We start from the raw sequence: 14,879 nt of genomic DNA, 5'->3' as shown, positions 1-14,879 counted from the left end.
AGTGAACCGACGACGCGGACCCGAGGTCGCCGCGCTGAGCGACCTCTCCCTCGCACGAGTGCCGAATTTCCCACGGGAGGGTGACGCTCACCCTCCGCCCCGACGGTCACCGCCCGAAGCGGTGCGGCTCACGTGCCGGCCTTCGGCAGGGCCGCCGCCACCGCGGCGGCCAGCGCGTGCGGATCACCGCTCGGGCTCGACGGGTGACGGGTGGTGCGCCGGGCCCACGCCTCCTCGAAGGCGTGCCAGTCGATCCCCTTCGGGGCGGCGCGCCTGACGAGCGCCTCCTCCAGCGAGGCGAAGTACCGGTCCCAGCGGGCGGCGTACAACTCCGAGACCAGACCGCTCCATTCACGGTTCGCGTAGTCGTGCAGGAAGCCCCCCTCACTGGTGCCGCGCCGCCCCCAGACGCTCAGGATCGAGCGGGCGTCGTACTCGTACCGGTCCTGCTCGGCCCGGTCCGCGCCGTGCGAGCGGGCGGCCGCCAGCCAACGGCCCAGCAGGAAGGCGGGGTCGGAGCCGGTCACGGCGTCCAGCTTCCGCTCCTCGTCGCGCCATTGGGCGGTCAGCCGCCGCAGCCGCGTCAGGTCCTTGGCCTCGTAGGCCTCCCGGATCCTCGGCAGCAGCACCCGCGAGTGGTTGGCCAGGGCCTGGCGGGCGGTGTCCACCAAGTCGAAGCGGTAGGCGCTGGAGGACCTGAGCGCCGGGGGCACCGCCAGCAGGTGGTCCAGCGCTCGGCGGACCGAATCGGACTGGTACCGCATTGACTTGGGGCTCCAGTGCGCGGCGCCCGTCGCGGTCAGACTCGGCCGGGCGGTGAAGAGGCTGTCCTGCGACTCCGACCACAACCCCGACGAGGTGCTGTACGGACCCTTGCGCAACTCCTCCCACGCCGCCGCGGCCCGGGCGTCCGGACGGCCGTAGCGGCGGGCCGCGAAGTCGGCGAACCACCGGCGCTGGTCGACCGGTCCCGGCTCCCATGCCAGGTCGGTGAAGAGGTCGAAGGCGGCCGGGTTCGTGCCGGTGGCCTCCGGCAGGTACGCGATGCCCCGGAGCGCGCTGTCCGGCTTGTCGCGCCAGGTCCCGAACCGGTCGATCCACACCGAGGTGTTCGCGCCGATCGTGGTGTGGCCGCCGAAGTTGTAGATCGTGCCCATCGCGTACGGGGCGCCGCCCCAACGGGCCTCGCGATCCAGGTGGTTGTAACGGTCGGACAGGCCGTCCAGGATCAGCAGCTTCGAGGTGTCCACCCCGGCCAGGAGTTCCTTCGTCGGGTCGTCCTGCCAGCCGAGCACCGCCCACAGGGCGCCCGGGTGGGCCGCCCACAGAGCCCGCTGGATGGCCCCCGCCGCGGCCCGGACGTCGACCGTGCCCGTCTTGCCGCCCTCGTGCAGGGGGCTCATCCGGTACATGGCGCTGTCGCCGAACACCTCCCGCTGCTCGCCGTAGTACGCGGCCGCCAGTTCCGCGAACACGGGGGAGGACGGGTCGAGCCAGTCCGGCCGGTCGAAGCCGGCCCAGTCGCCCTGCGGCACGGTGGACGCGCCTTGGTGGCGTGCGGCGAAGCCCGGCGGGACGGTGCCGAAGAAGCCGGGCAGGACCGGTGTCATGCCGAGGCCGCGCAACTGGTCCGCGATCCGGGCGCCGACATCGGCGCGCTCGCGCATCAGTCGCTCCGTGACCGGGCCGCCGAAGCCGCTGAGGTTCTGCAGCAGCCACCAGCTCTGGTGGCCGGGTGCCGGGATCCACTTCCGCAGTTCCTCGGCGGAGTAGCCGAACCGCTGGAGCGCCCGGTAGTACGGGTACTCCGCGCCGGTCTGCACGAACACCTCGTTGATGCCGTGCAGCGCGAGCAGGTCGATCTGCCGCCGGTGTTCCTCGAAGGTGCGGTAGGGGCCCGAGTACCCGTCGTCGGTGTCGTTGAGCGCGTACCGGTGGGGGACCCGCGCGGTGCGGGTGACGGGGGTGGGCACCCCCGGCAGGGTCGCGGGGAGCATGCCGATGCTGTCGCCGGGCCAGCCGATGTCGGCGCCGGCGACGTGTTGCAGGTACCAGCCGACGCCGGTGAGCAGGGTCGCCCCCGTGGAACCGCGTACGGTGATCGCGCCCGAGGTGCCGGAGACGGCGAAGGTGTCGTCCCCGGCGGAGGTGTCGGGCACCAGCGTGAACTGGCCGGCGTGGCGCGGCAGCAGTCGCAGCAGGGCGTCCCGCGCCGGACCGGTGTCGAAGGTCCGCGGCCGGGTCGCGGGGCGCGGCTGCTCCCGTACGCCGGCCGGTGCGCCGCCGGGTGCATCGGCCCGTGCGGGCGGGGCCGCGGCGGGGGAGGCCGCGGCCGGGACCGCCGCCCCGGGGGCGGTACCGGCGAGGATCAGGGTCAGCAGCGCGGTGGGAAGCGTCGCGAGCGCGACGGTACGGCGCCTGCGGGGGCGCGAAACGCGTGGCATCGGGTGTGCGTCGTCCTCTGTGTCTGGGCCTGTGGCGGTCGGGAAGTCCGGAGGGGGGCGCCGTCAGACCGGCAGGGCCCAGGTCTGGTCGACCCGGTGGTCACCGCACGCCGCGAGGCGCAGTCGCTCCGCGGGCGCGTCGGGTGCGGCCGTCGCGGCGGGTGCGGTCAGGCACAGCCCGCTCACGGTTTCCGTCAGGGTGCCGCTTCGGTCGTGCCGCCAGCTCTGTCCCGGCCGGCCGGGCGCGCACCGGGCCAGTTCCACCAGGCCGGAGTCGCCCGCTGACAGGCAGGCGTCGGCCAGTTTCAGCGTCGCCCCCCGCCCCAGGCTCCACCGCTGGTCGGGGGCGCCGGTACAGGCGGCCATCACGACCGCGCCGGCTCCCGTGGTGTTGGCCCCGTCGGCGCACCTGGCGCCCACACCGGCGATCTGCCCGGTCGGGACCGCGCCCGCGCACCCCTGCGGGGTGAGCCGCCAGACGCCGGTGTCGTGCGCTTCCACCCTGCCCGTCAACGCCGCCCCGATCCGGCCGCGTCGGCCGTTCCACAGGTTCTTGACGTCGGCGGTGCACCCGGGCAGGCCGACCTCGGCGAGCGGTACGTGGATGTCGCGGGCGGCGCCCGAACGGTTGAGGACGGCCACGGCGCGGTCGCCGTTCGCCAGCGGCCGCACGAGGATGTCGAAGGTGGGGTTGGAGGAGACGACGGCGCCCTGACGCCCCATCGGATCCTGGTCGAGCGCGATCAGATCGGTGTTGCCGAGGGCGGCGAGCCCGCCCGGGGTCAGTTCGGAGACCTGTGAGGAGAGGATGAACGGGGCCGCCATCATGGCCCACAGACCGACCTGGCTGCGGCTCTCCGCCGCGCTCAGCCCGGGCGCGCCCGCGATGAGGAAGTCCGGGTCGTTCCAGTTGCCGGGGCCCGCGTACCGGCCGAGCCAACGGTTGTAGCCGTAGTTGCCGAGTACGGCGCTCCAGCGGGAGGCGTTCGGCGCCTTCGGGTCGTAGACCTTGATGTCCTTGCCCTCGCGCCACAGTTGGCCGGTCTCCCCGACCCAGTGGAGCACCCTGTGCCAGTCGGACCCGCCCCATTCGCCCTGCTGGAAGTAGGCGGGCGCGGACGCGGACAGCACCATGTCGCGTCCGCTGTCGCGCAGCGCCCGGGCGACGGCGTGGTAGGCGTCCCGGTAGGCCTGTTCCCTCGTGGCGCCGGGGGGCACGTACAGGTTGCAGCCGTCCATCTTGACGTAGTCCACGTTCCAGGACGCGAACAGTCGGGCGTCGCGGGCGTAGTGGTCCCCGCCGCCGCCCGCGGGGGCGCCGCTGCCGGGGTAGCGCTCGCAGGTGAGGGAACCGGCGTCCTGGTAGATGCCGAACTTCAGCCCCTTCGCGTGGAGGTGGTCCCCCAGCCACGCCATGCCGTGCGGGAACTTCCGTGTGTCGGTGACCAGATCGCCCCTGGCGTCGCGGGACTTGGTCATCCAGCAGTCGTCGACGGTCACCGTGTCGTAGCCCTTGGCGGCGAGTCCGGTGGACACGAGCGCGTCGGCGTTCGCGACCACCTTGGCCTCGTCGATGTCGCACATGTAGTGCGCCCAGTTGTTCCAGCCCATCGGCGGGGTCAGCGCGAGCGGGGTGTCGGAGGTGGCGGTGGGCTCGCCCGCCGCCGGCGCGGCGCCGAGGACGAGCGCCAGCAGGGCGGCCGCTGTCAGGCAGGGGAGCGACGCACGAGGGCGAGGCGGCACGGGATCTCCTTGAGTGGGGGAGGTACCGACGGGCTGTCGAGCGCTCAGTGCAGCGGTGCCACTACCCGCTGTCAACGGCCTTCGCGGCTTTCGTCCCCATGACCAGCAATTTGGGCGCAGTGGCGTCACACGATCGAGGTGGACCGAGCAGGGCCGCGCGGTACGCGCCGATCCCTCCCGCGCCGTCCGGTCCCGTGTGTGCACACATGTGATACGGCGTCTGTTACATCGTCTGTTACGGTGTATCCATGCCGCGTAGATCAGCAGCCCTCGACCGCGCCACTCCCGGGGCGATCGCCGAAGCCGCCCTCGCCATCCTGGACGAGGAAGGTCCCGGCGCCCTGAGCTTCCGCGCCCTCGCCGATCGGCTCGACGTCTCCCACGCGACCGTCCAGCGGCGCTGCGTCGACCTCGCGGGCCTGCTCGACCTCTGTACCGAGCACTTGGCCGCGCGGCTGCCCGAGATCCCCGCCACGGCCGACTGGGCCGAGGCCACCGAACTGCGCTTCCGCGCCCTCTACCGGCTGCTCGTCGCCCACCCCGGACTGCTGGTGCTGCGCGGAGGTCGCCCCTGGCTCGGCCGCGAACTGCTGGCCCGGCTCGTCGAACCGGCCCTCGCCGACAGCGTCGCCGCCGGCATGAGCGCCGCCGAGGCGATGACCGCGTACCGCAGGATGTACCTGCTCACCCTCGGCAGTGCCGCCTTCGTCGACCATCGTGACCCGGCGGGGGCCACCGCGCGGTCCCGGGCCGCGCTGGCCGCCCTGGACCCGTCCGAATTCCCGGTGCTGTCCGCGGGCATCGCCGCCGTGCTGCCCGCCCTGACCGACCACGAGGTCTACTACGGCGCCCTGCGCCAACTCATCGAGGCGGCCCGCCCCACCGCCGCCTGAACCCCACCGCCGCCTCCCGAAGGGCCGACGTCCATGGAACAGCAGCTCGACTACGCCGCCGTACGCGCCGCCGCCGACCGGATAGCCGGGGTGACGCGGCCCGCCGCAGTGGTGCCCGCCGAAGACGGGGTCTGGTACGCGCTGGAACACCTCCAGCACACCGGCTCCTTCAAGGCCCGCGGCGCCCACAACTTCCTCGCCGCCCATCACGCCGCCGGCGCGCTCCCGTCCGCCGGTGTCACCATCGCCTCCGGCGGCAACGCGGGTCTGGCCTGCGCCTGGGCGGCGCGTGCCCATTCCGTGCCCGCCACCGTGTTCCTGCCCGGCAACGCGCCCCGGGTGAAGGTGGAACGACTGCGCGGCTACGGGGCCGCCGTGCACCTCGTCGGCGACCGGTACGCCGAAGCCCTGGCCGCCTGTCGGGAGTTCGCGGCCGACAGCGGGGCCCTGGGCAGCCACGCCTACGACCATCCGTTGATCGCGGCGGGTGCGGGGACGCTGCTCGACGAGATCCGACTCGCCCTGCCCGGCCTGGACACGGTCGTCCTGGCGGTCGGCGGCGGCGGCCTGTTCGCCGGCGTCGCCACCGCCGCGCGCGAGCACGGCGTCCGCGTGGTCGCCGCCGAACCGGAAGGCTGCCGGGCGCTCAACGCGGCCTTGGAGTCGGGTCGGCCGGTCGACGTGCCGGTGGACTCGGTGGCCGCCGACTCGCTCGGGGCGACGAGGGTTTCCGCCGACGCGCTGGCCGCGGCCCTGCACGAGGGCGTCGACTCGGTGCTCGTACCGGACTCGGAGATCACCGACGCCCGCCGCGCGCTCTGGGAGGACCGCCGGATCGTGGTCGAGCCCGGTGCCGCCACGGCCCTGGCGGCACTGCGCCGGGTTCCGCGAGCGCCGGGCGCTCGGGTCGCCGTCATCCTCTGTGGAGCGAACACGGACCCGGCGGACCTTTCGCCGGCCCTCGGGTAAAGCGCATTAGCGCGGGACGGGGACCGTGGCGGGAAAACAACGACAAAGAGCCAACCCCGCGCGAAAGGGCCCTGCCCGATGGAATGGGCACGGGGGCGGATGATTTCCGGTCGGAGCGCATGACGCCAGGTGGTCGCGGTGTTGACGAACAGGCGCCGGTCTGCCTGGAGTCCACCACCTCGCCGGGGTACCCGCAGCGGCTCGGCCAGGGGGGTCGGCGGCCACGTTGACGGGTTCGGGAATTCGGGTGAGCGTGGTGCCCGCCCTCCGGCAGCGATGCCGGAATATCCCCTGGAGGCCCCGACGATGCCCCGTTCCCCCATGGCCCGCACGGTCCTCACCACCCTCGCGGCGGCCACCTTCCTGTCGAGTGCCGCGTGCGGGGTCGGCGGACCGGGAGAAGCGAAGGAGGCGGCGAGGACCGGAAAAGCGGCGGGCGGGATCACTTTCCGCACCCTTCAGCTGAAACCGGTGTTCACGGCATACGTCCAATCGGTCATCGACGCCTTCCGGCGGCAATACCCGGACGTGAGAGTGAAATGGGAGGACGTGCCCGGCGAGGGATACAACGAAAAGCTCGTCGCCGACGCCCAGGCCGGGGTCCTCCCCGATGTCGTCAACCTCTCCACCGACTCCTTCCAACTCCTCGGCGACCGGGGCATGCTCGCCGATGTCACCCGGCTCGACCCGCGGGTGGCCGGGGAGTACGTCCCGGGGGCCTGGGAGCAGTTCAAACTGCCCGGCAAGGGCGACAGCGTCTTCGCCTACCCCTGGTACGTGACCCCGGAGATCCTCACCTACAACGCGGACCTCTTCCGCGAGGCCGGACTGGACCCCGACACACCGCCGGTCGGTGTGGAGCAGTTCTTCGACTATGCCGAGCAGATCGCGGCCAGGTCCGGCGGCCGGTACTCCGCCTTCATGGCGGACCCCAAGGGACGGCTGCCGGGGGACTGGCAGAAGATGGGCGTCCCCATCCTGAACGGCGCGAAGGACGGCTTCGTGTTCGACACCCCCAAGGCCGTCGAGTGGGTCGAGCGGATGAAGTCCCTCTACGCCAAGGGGGCCATGCCCAAGGAGTCCCTCCTCAAGGCCGACGACATCAACCAGCTCTACGGCGCGGGGAAACTCGTCTTCGGCCCCGGCTCACCGGGCTTCGTCAAGGACGTCAAGCAGAACGCCCCCCAGGTCTACGCCGCCACCCGCGTCGCGGGCGCCGTCACCGGGCGGATCGGCCACATCGGCGTCTACGCACAGTCACTCGGCATCCGCAAGGACACGCGACACCCGGACGCGGCGGCGGAATTCGCCAAGTGGGTCACCAACGGACCCAACCAGGTGGCGTTCTCGAAGAAGGCCACCATCTACCCCTCCAACGCCGTGGGCCTGAAGGATCCGTACTTCTCCGACCGGGGTGACGGCAAGGACGCGGAGACGCTGGCCCGGGCCGTGGGGGCCGAGGAGTTGAAGACCGCGGCGCTCGACGCCAACACCCCCGTCCAGTGGACCAACCAGGTCGGTGACGCGGTCGTCCGCGAGGTGCAGAAAGCCATCAAGGGCGAGCAGGACGCCGGGACGGCGGTGAGGAAGGCGCAGGAGGAGGCGAACAGGCTGCTCGTCGACGCGGCGAGGAAATGAGGATCACCGGCCCGGCCGGTCCCGGCGGGGTCGGCCGCCCGGCCGCGCCGTCGGCCGCCCGCCCGGCCGCGCCGGGCAAGGCCGCGACACCGGGCGCACCGGAACGTCGGCGGTCGCCGTGGGCCCCGTACCTCTTCCTCGCCCCCGGGCTGGCGCTGGTGCTCCTGTTCAGCGTCTGGCCGTTCCTGAACACCGTGATCCTCTCCTTCACCGACGCGCGGATCCTGCGCGGTGGCCGCTTCACCGGCCTCGCCAACTACCGTCGCGCCCTGACCGACCCCGACTTCTGGCTCGCGACCGGCAACAGCGTCCTGTACCTGCTGGTCGTCGTGCCCTGCCTGGTCCTGCTCCCGCTGGCCCTCGCCGTACTCGTGCGCACCCGAGTCCCCGGCATCGGCTTCTTCCGGTCGGCCTTCTACACCCCGGTGATCGCCTCCGCCGTGGTCGTCGGCCTGATGTGGCAGTGGGTGCTGCGCAGCGACGGCCTGCTCAACACCGTCCTGCGAGGGCTCCGCGTCGTCTCCGAGCCGGTGCCCTTCCTCACGGACAGCACCCTGCTGCTGTTCTCCGCGATGATCGTGACCGTATGGAAGGGTCTCGGCTACTACATGGTGTTCTACCTCGCGGCCCTCGGAAACGTCTCCGTCTCCCTCTACGAGGCGGCCGCCCTCGACGGCGCGGGCGCCGTCCGACGCTTCTTCAGCGTCACCGTCCCCCAGGTGAAACCGATGATGCTCCTCGTGGGCACCCTCTCGGCGATCTCCGCGCTGCGCGTGTTCACCGAGATCTACATCCTGGGCGGCGAGAGCGGCGGCCCGGGCGGGGGAGCCCGTACCCTGCCCTTCCTGATCCGGCAGGTCGGCCTCGGCTTCGCCGGCGAGACCGGCTACGCCTCCGCCGTCTCCCTCCTGCTGTTCCTCCTGACGCTGGTGTTCAGCCTGCTGGGCCGCCGCCTCTCGAAGGGGGACGAGGGGTGAGCACGCGGGTCGCCGCCGGGCGCGGCGGGAGCCGGCGCAGGGGGCGCCGCCGCCTGGCCGGTCCGATCGGCCGGTACGCCACCTTGACGCTGATGCTGGTGGTCATGCTCGGGCCGATCGTCTGGCAGTTCCTGACCTCGCTGCGCGGCCGTACGGAGAACGTGTACGACGGCGTCCTGCCGACCCGGCCCACATTCGACAACTACGTCCGGCTCGCCCAGTCGTTCCCGATCCTGCACTACACCGGCAATACGCTGGTGGTGGCGGCCCTCGCCGTCACCTCGAACGCGGTCTTCGCCTCGATGGGCGGCTACGCGCTCTCCCGCGCCGGCTGGAAGGGCCGCGGAGGCGTCTTCACCGTTTTGGTGGCGACCCTGATGTTCCCCTTCGAGTCCGTCATGATCTCGATGTTCCTCACCGTGCGTGGCATGGGGCTGGTCGACACGCTCATCGGGGTGTGGCTGCCGGGCGCCGTCTCCGTCCTCAACATCATGGTCATGCGGGCGGCGTTCCTCGCCGTCCCCCCGGAGATCGAGGAGGCCGCACTGCTCGACGGCGCGGGCGAGTGGACCCGCTTCACGCGGGTGTTCCTGCCGTCCGCCAAGGGCGCCCTGACCGTCGTCTGCATCACCAGTTTCATGGGCGCCTGGGACGACTTCCTGTGGCCCCTGTTGGTCCTCACCGACAGCGATCACTACACCCTGCAACTCGGCCTGAAGACCTTGTCCGGCGCCAACACCGTCAACGACCAGCGGATCATCGCCGCCGGTGCGATGGCCGCGTTGATCCCGATGATGCTCCTCTTCCTCGCCCTCCAGCGTTTCTTCTTCAAGGGCGTGGGCGAGGGAGCCGTCAAGCTCTGAGTCCCGCCCCGCCACCCGCCCTTCCCCTTCTGGAGCAGCCGTCATGCACGACGACCGCAGCGTTGCCGAACACCGCCTCCGCCGGGTCCTCAAGGAGCGCCTCACTCCCGCCGTCCACTCCTGTCCCGTGCCGCTGACCGTCGAGCGCTGGGACGTACCGGGCGAGCCCGTGCCCGTGGGGGAGGGGCTGCGAGCGCCCTACGTGCCCTGCGCGGTCGCGGACCCGTGGGGCCCGGCCTGGGGCACCACCTGGTTCAAGGTCACGGGCACCGTACCGGCGGACTGGGCGGGCCGCACCGTCGAAGCCGTCCTCGACCTCGGCTTCGACCGGATGATGCCCGGCTTCCAGTGCGAGGGCCTGGTCCACGACGCGGGAGGCGCCGAGATCAAGGCGCTCAACCCCTACAACGACTGGGTGCGCGTCGCCGACCGTGCCGAGGGCGGCGAGCGGATCGAGTGGTACGTCGAAGCCGCCGCCAACCCCGTCCTCGTCGAGCACCGGCCCACCTACGAGGGGGACGTGCGGACCAGCGCGGACCGGCCCCTCTACCGGCTCGCCCGGATGGAACTGGCCGTCTTCGAGAGCGAGGTGTGGGAACTCGTACAGGACCTCGACGTCCTGCACGCCCTCATGACGCAGCTCGACGAGGCCGACGCCCGGCGGTACGCGATCCTGCGCGCCGTCGACGCCTCGCTGGACGCCCTGGACCTCGACGACGTGCCGGGCACGGCGGCCGCCGCCCGGGCCCGACTGGCAGGGGTGCTCGCGACCCCGGCCAACGCCTCCGCGCACCGGATCAGCGCGGTCGGGCACGCGCACATCGACTCCGCGTGGCTGTGGCCGCTGCGCGAGACGGTCCGCAAGGTGGCGCGGACGACGTCGAACATGGTCAACCTGATGGACGAGCACCCCGAGTTCGTGTTCGCCATGTCGCAGGCCCAGCAGCTCGACTGGATCAAGACCCACCGGCCCGAACTCTTCGAACGGATCAAGAAGAAGATCGCGGACGGGCAGTTCGTCCCGGTCGGGGGCATGTGGGTGGAGTCGGACACCAACATGGTGGGCGGCGAGGCGATGGTCCGCCAGTTCCTCCACGGCAAGAAGTTCTTCCTGGAGGAGTTCGGGATCGAGACCCGCAACGTCTGGCTGCCCGATTCCTTCGGCTACACCGCCGCCCTGCCGCAGATCGTCAAACTCACCGGCTCCACCTGGTTCCTGACCCAGAAGATCTCCTGGTCCCAGGTCAACGCCTTCCCCCACCACACCTTCTGGTGGGAGGGCATCGACGGTACTCGCGTATTCACGCACTTCCCGCCCGTCGACACCTACAACAGTGACCTCGGGGGAGCGCAACTCGCCCACGCGGCCCGCAACTACCGCGAGAAGGGACGCGGTTCGCGTTCGTTGGTGCCGTTCGGCTGGGGCGACGGCGGTGGCGGCCCGACCCGCGAGCACCTGGCGAGGGCGCGGCGACTGCGCGACCTGGAGGGCTCGCCGCGCGTGGAGATCGAGCGACCCGACGCGTTCTTCGAGAAGGCCCACGCGCAGTATCCCGACGCGCCCGTCTGGGCCGGAGAGCTGTACCTGGAGCTGCACCGGGGCACCTACACCTCGCAGGCTAAGACCAAGCGGGGCAACCGTCGATCCGAATCACTGCTGCGCGAGGCGGAGTTGTGGGCGACGACCGCCGCGGTGCGGGTCGCGGGGTACGCGTACCCGTACGAGGACCTGGAACGGATCTGGAAGACCGTCCTGCTCCACCAGTTCCACGACATCCTGCCCGGCTCCTCCATCGCCTGGGTGCACCGCGAGGCGCGCGAGACGTACCGCCGGGTGCGGGAGGAACTGAGCGGGATCACCCGGGACGCGCAGCTCGCGCTGGCGGGGGAGGGGACGCGGGAGCTGGTGTTCAACTGCGCCCCGCACGCCCGGCGCGGGGTCCCGGCCGGCGGGGCGGGGGTGCCGGAACCGGCCGCCGGGCCGGTCACCGTCGGGGAGCGGCCCGGCGGCGGATACGTCCTGGCCAACGGGCGGCTGCGGGTGGAGGTCGACGGACGCGGGCTGATCGTGTCGGCGTACGACCTGGAGGCCGGGCGGGAGGCCGTCGCGCCGGGCGCCGCCGCGAACCTGCTCCAGATCCACCCCGACTTCCCGAACATGTGGGACGCCTGGGACCTCGACGCCTCCTACCGCCACCGGGTCACCGACCTGGTGGGACTGGACGCGCTGGACGTCACGGAGGCGGGGCCGGAGACGGTGACGGTGCGGGTCGTCCGCTCCTTCGGCTCCTCCCGGGTGGCGCAATCGCTCACGCTGCGGGCGGACGCCAAGACGGTGGACATCCGCACCGAGGTGGACTGGTACGAGACGGAGAAGATCCTCAAGGCGGCCTTCCCGCTGGATGTGAAGGCCGAACGCTCCGCCGCCGAGATCCAGTTCGGCCACGTGTACCGGCCCACCCACACCAACACCTCCTGGGAGGCGGCCAAGTTCGAGATCTGCGCGCACCGGTGGCTGCACGTCGAGGAGCCCGGCTGGGGCGCCGCCGTCCTCAACGACTCCACGTACGGCCACGACGTGACCCGGGACGTGCGCCCCGACGGCGGGCAGACCACCACCATCCGGCTCTCCCTCCTGCGCGCCCCGCGCTACCCCGACCCGGAGACCGACCAGGGCGCCCACACCCTGTCCTTCTCGCTCGCACCCGGCGCGACGATCGCCGACGCCGTCCGCGAGGGGCACGCGCTGAACCTGCCGGAGCGGGTGGTGCCCGGTGCCGGTCCGGTGGCGCCGCTGGTGACGGTGGACGGCGACGCGGTGGTGGTGGAGGCGGTCAAGCCGGCCGAGGACCGAAGCGGAGACGTCATCGTCCGGGTGTACGAGTCCCTGGGAGGCCGGGCCGCGGCCACCCTTACGGCGGACTTCGCGCCGACGGCCGCCACCGAGTGCGACCTGCTGGAGCGGCCCCTCGCGCCCACCGCCGTCGGCGCCCTCACGCCCGACGGTGTCCTCGCCCTGTCCCTGCGCCCCTTCCAGATCGTCACGGCCCGCCTCCACCGGGCCTGACCCGTCCCCGGTCGCCGGCCGGCCGCGGGTGCCCGTACGACCGCGGCCGGACGGGCACCCCTCCCACGCGTGAACTGCGCCACAGGTCCCGTCGGCCGGGGGCGCCGGGCCCGGCAATACCGGGGTGCGGCGCCCCTTACCGGTTATGCACCTAGTTGCAAAACGTTGCCCCCCTCGCTAGAACAGGTGCATCACCCCCGCGCGAGGAGGCACACCCCCATGAGTTCGCAGACCCCGCAGAGCTCCCAGAGCCGGTACCCGCACCTGCTGCGCCCCCTGGACCTCGGATTCACCACCCTGCCGAACCGCGTGATCATGGGATCGATGCACACCGGCCTCGAAGAGCACGAAGGCGGCTTCGAGCGCCTCGCCGCCTTCTACGCCGAGCGTGCGCGCGGCGGCGCCGGCCTCATCGTCACCGGAGGCATCGCCCCCAACGACGCCGGCCGCCCCTTCGAGGGCGGGTCCCGCCTCACCACCGAGGACGAGGCCGCCGAGCACCGGGTGATCACCGAGGCGGTGCACGCCGAGGGCGGCAAGATCGCGATGCAGATCCTCCACTTCGGCCGCTACGCCTACCACAAGGACCTGGTCGCACCCTCCGCCCTCCAGGCCCCCATCAGCCCGTTCGTTCCGAACGAGCTCACCGACATCGAGGTCGAGCGCACCGTGGAGGACTTCGTCCGCGCCGCGCGCCTGGCCAAGCTGGCCGGCTACGACGGCGTCGAGATCATGGGCTCCGAGGGCTACCTGATCAACGAGTTCATCGCCGCGGCCACCAACCGGCGCACCGACCGCTGGGGCGGCGCGTACGAGAACCGCGTCCGCTTCCCCCTGGAGATCGTGCGGCGCACCCGGGAGGCCGTGGGCGAGGAGTTCATCATCGTCTACCGCCTCTCGATGCTCGACCTGATCCCCGGTGGCTCCACCCTGGAAGAGGTCGTCCGCCTCGCCAAGGAGGTCGAGGCGGCCGGCGCCACCATCATCAACACCGGCATCGGCTGGCACGAGGCCCGTATCCCCACCATCGCCACCTCCGTCCCGCGCGGCGCCTACACCTGGGTCACCAAGCGGCTGATGGGCGCGGTGTCCGTCCCCCTCGTCACCAGCAACCGCATCAACACCCCGGAGATCGCCGAGGAACTGCTGGCCGACGGGCGCGCCGACCTCGTGTCGCTGGCCCGCCCCTTCCTCGCGGACGCCGACTTCGTCAACAAGGCGCGCGCCGGCGCCTCCGAAACCATCAACACCTGCATCGGCTGCAACCAGGCGTGCCTCGACCACACCTTCAGCGGCAAGATCACCAGTTGCCTGGTCAACCCGCGCGCCTGCCACGAGACCGAACTGGTCCTCTCCCCGACGAAGCTGAAGAAGCGGGTCGCCGTCGTCGGGGCCGGCCCGGCCGGTCTGGCCTGCGCCGTCTCCGCCGCCGAGCGCGGTCACGCCGTCACCCTCTTCGAGGCCTCCGGACACATCGGCGGCCAGCTCGACATCGCCCGCCGCATCCCCGGCAAGGAGGAGTTCGCGGAGACCATCCGCTACTACGGCAACCGGCTCACCGCCCACGGCATCGACCTGCGACTGAACACCCGCGCCGACGTGGAGACGCTCCGGGGCTACGACGAGGTCGTCGTCGCCACCGGCGTCACCCCCCGCACCCCCGACATCGAGGGCGTCGACCACCCCGACGTGGTGACCTACCTCGACGTCCTGCGCGACGGCGCCCCGGTGGGCGAGCGCGTCGCCGTCGTCGGAGCCGGCGGCATCGGCTTCGACGTCGCAGAGTTCCTCACCGACAGCGGCGAGGGCGCCTCCCAGGACCCGGCCGTCTACTTCCGCCACTGGGGCGTCGACACGGCGTACACCGGCCAGGGCGGCCTCGTCGCCCCCGAGCGGCCCGCGCCGCCGCGCCGGGTCCACCTGCTCCAGCGCAAGACCACCAAGGTCGGCGCGGGCCTGGGCACCACCACCGGCTGGATCCACCGCGCCGAGCTCAAGCACCGCGGCGTCGTCTCGGTGGCCGGGGCGACCTACGACCGGATCGACGACGAGGGCCTGCACATCACCGTCGACGGCGAGCAGCGCCTGGTCCCCGCCGACACCGTCGTGCTCTGCACCGGTCAGGAGCCGCGCCGTGACCTGTACGAGGAGCTGCGCGCCGCGGGCGTCGACGCCCACCTGATCGGCGGCGCCGACGCGGCAGCCGAACTGGACGCCAAGCGGGCCATCCGCCAGGGCACGGAACTCGCCGCGAGCCTGTGAACCGGTAGCGTCCGTTCCAACCT

General features: G+C 72.2%; 9 protein-coding genes. 7 read left to right on the top strand and 2 right to left on the bottom strand.

Going from position 1 to position 14,879, the window contains the following annotated elements:
• Positions 1–128: 128 nt before the first annotated feature.
• Positions 129–2,444 (bottom strand): alpha-N-acetylglucosaminidase, encoded by a 2,316-nt coding sequence (locus E6R62_RS08655; RefSeq protein WP_136212740.1) that lies wholly within the window; start codon positions 2,442–2,444, stop codon positions 129–131.
• 63 nt (positions 2,445–2,507) lie between these two features.
• Positions 2,508–4,187: an alpha-galactosidase gene (locus E6R62_RS08650; protein ID WP_240801555.1), complete on the bottom strand. Its 1,680-nt coding sequence runs from the start codon at positions 4,185–4,187 to the stop codon at positions 2,508–2,510.
• Between the two features lie 248 nt (positions 4,188–4,435).
• Here E6R62_RS08650 and E6R62_RS08645 point away from each other — a divergent pair, with 248 nt between their 5' ends.
• The 7 genes from E6R62_RS08645 (at position 4,436) to E6R62_RS08615 (ending at position 14,856) form a co-directional block, all read left to right on the top strand.
• Positions 4,436–5,080 (top strand): TetR/AcrR family transcriptional regulator C-terminal domain-containing protein, encoded by a 645-nt coding sequence (locus E6R62_RS08645; protein WP_136212739.1) that lies wholly within the window; start codon positions 4,436–4,438, stop codon positions 5,078–5,080.
• Positions 5,081–5,113: 33 nt separating this feature from the next.
• Positions 5,114–6,049, top strand: a complete 936-nt coding sequence (locus tag E6R62_RS08640; protein ID WP_136212738.1) for a serine/threonine dehydratase — start codon at positions 5,114–5,116, stop codon at positions 6,047–6,049.
• A gap of 306 nt (positions 6,050–6,355) precedes the next feature.
• The gene (locus tag E6R62_RS08635) at positions 6,356–7,687 is read left to right on the top strand and encodes a sugar ABC transporter substrate-binding protein (RefSeq protein WP_240801554.1); all 1,332 of its coding nucleotides are present in this window, start codon (positions 6,356–6,358) and stop codon (positions 7,685–7,687) included.
• Complete coding sequence (locus E6R62_RS08630) at positions 7,684–8,664, top strand: carbohydrate ABC transporter permease (protein WP_136212737.1); 981 nt, start codon at positions 7,684–7,686, stop codon at positions 8,662–8,664. Before E6R62_RS08635 ends, E6R62_RS08630 begins: the two co-directional genes overlap by 4 nt.
• On the top strand, positions 8,661–9,527 hold the full coding sequence (locus E6R62_RS08625; RefSeq protein ID WP_240801553.1) for a carbohydrate ABC transporter permease: 867 nt from the start codon (positions 8,661–8,663) through the stop codon (positions 9,525–9,527). The genes E6R62_RS08630 and E6R62_RS08625 overlap by 4 nt, the downstream gene beginning before the upstream one ends.
• 43 nt (positions 9,528–9,570) lie before the next feature.
• The gene (locus E6R62_RS08620; RefSeq protein WP_136212736.1) at positions 9,571–12,594 is read left to right on the top strand and encodes a glycoside hydrolase family 38 C-terminal domain-containing protein; all 3,024 of its coding nucleotides are present in this window, start codon (positions 9,571–9,573) and stop codon (positions 12,592–12,594) included.
• Positions 12,595–12,813: 219 nt separating this feature from the next.
• Complete coding sequence (locus E6R62_RS08615) at positions 12,814–14,856, top strand: NADPH-dependent 2,4-dienoyl-CoA reductase (protein WP_136212735.1); 2,043 nt, start codon at positions 12,814–12,816, stop codon at positions 14,854–14,856.
• Positions 14,857–14,879: the final 23 nt, after the last annotated feature.

Origin of the sequence: Streptomyces sp. A1136, assembly GCF_004795055.1 — a bacterium.
Classification (GTDB): Bacteria; Actinomycetota; Actinomycetes; order Streptomycetales; family Streptomycetaceae; genus Streptomyces.
This window is presented reverse-complemented; position numbering and strand designations above follow the sequence as displayed.

What these genes read in the sequence shown, in the direction of transcription:
- E6R62_RS08655 (WP_136212740.1), bottom strand. Translation starts at nt 2,444, where the DNA reads ATGCCACGCGTTTCGCGCCCCCGCAGGCGCCGTACCGTCGCGCTCGCG.
- E6R62_RS08645 (WP_136212739.1), top strand. Translation starts at nt 4,436, where the DNA reads ATGCCGCGTAGATCAGCAGCCCTCGACCGCGCCACTCCCGGGGCGATC.
- E6R62_RS08640 (WP_136212738.1), top strand. Translation starts at nt 5,114, where the DNA reads ATGGAACAGCAGCTCGACTACGCCGCCGTACGCGCCGCCGCCGACCGG.
- E6R62_RS08635 (WP_240801554.1), top strand. Translation starts at nt 6,356, where the DNA reads ATGCCCCGTTCCCCCATGGCCCGCACGGTCCTCACCACCCTCGCGGCG.
- E6R62_RS08630 (WP_136212737.1), top strand. Translation starts at nt 7,684, where the DNA reads ATGAGGATCACCGGCCCGGCCGGTCCCGGCGGGGTCGGCCGCCCGGCC.
- E6R62_RS08620 (WP_136212736.1), top strand. Translation starts at nt 9,571, where the DNA reads ATGCACGACGACCGCAGCGTTGCCGAACACCGCCTCCGCCGGGTCCTC.
- E6R62_RS08615 (WP_136212735.1), top strand. Translation starts at nt 12,814, where the DNA reads ATGAGTTCGCAGACCCCGCAGAGCTCCCAGAGCCGGTACCCGCACCTG.